A 732-nucleotide genomic window follows, 5' to 3' on the forward strand; every position below is an offset into this window, starting at 1 on the left:
CGCTTTGTGAGTTCGCAGTACTTGTTGACGCACTAGTTGGATCTGTTACAGTCACTTTTTGACCATTAAAGAAGTTTGTCCCACCTGTCACAGATGTAGAGTATGGGGCAAATGTAAAAGAAGTGTCTCCACTAGAATTGATAGGAACTGTCCAAGTTGTGGTTAAACCATATCCTTGTTTAGCTTGGTATCCATTCATTTGGTAGCCGTTTGCCCAAGTATATCCACTACCCTGTTTGTTTATATTAGTTGTGTTTGCTTTTGGATTACTAAGTTGAGCACCTGTTGAATCGGTAATATAACTTGTCGCTGTTGAAGGTGTTCCATATGCACTACCTAGTGTAAACATCGTTTGATAAGTTGTTCCTGTGTTGTATATTGCGTAACTATTAGACAATGCTGTAGGCTTTTCAACCGTCGTAGTAGCAGGATTATCATAAGTAACTGTATACGTAAAAGTCATAGACGTTCCATTATTTACAGTTGTTAATTTATAATAAATTGGAATATTATAATTTGTATCAGTCCCTGCACCTGTATAAGTATTTGTAGTTGAAGTTGCTGCTGCTGCTGCGAATGTTGTTGTTGCCAATCTACTAAATGTTCTTAAATTAATTGCTGAGGTACTATTTGATGAAGAATTACTATCATTAGTAGCAACTGTTGAACCAAAATCCTCACTTGTTGCACTACGTTTACTTTCTGTACTTGCGGCACTATCCTTGCTTTCTG

1 pseudogene is annotated in these 732 nt (G+C 37.2%); it reads right to left on the reverse strand.

The annotated features are described in order from the left end of the window. Window positions 1-732 (reverse strand): annotated as a pseudogene (locus tag HMPREF2897_RS13050) (hypothetical protein); the annotation flags it as partial.

Source organism: Staphylococcus sp. HMSC065D05 (genome assembly GCF_001813195.1).
Taxonomy (GTDB): domain Bacteria; phylum Bacillota; class Bacilli; order Staphylococcales; family Staphylococcaceae; genus Staphylococcus; species Staphylococcus epidermidis.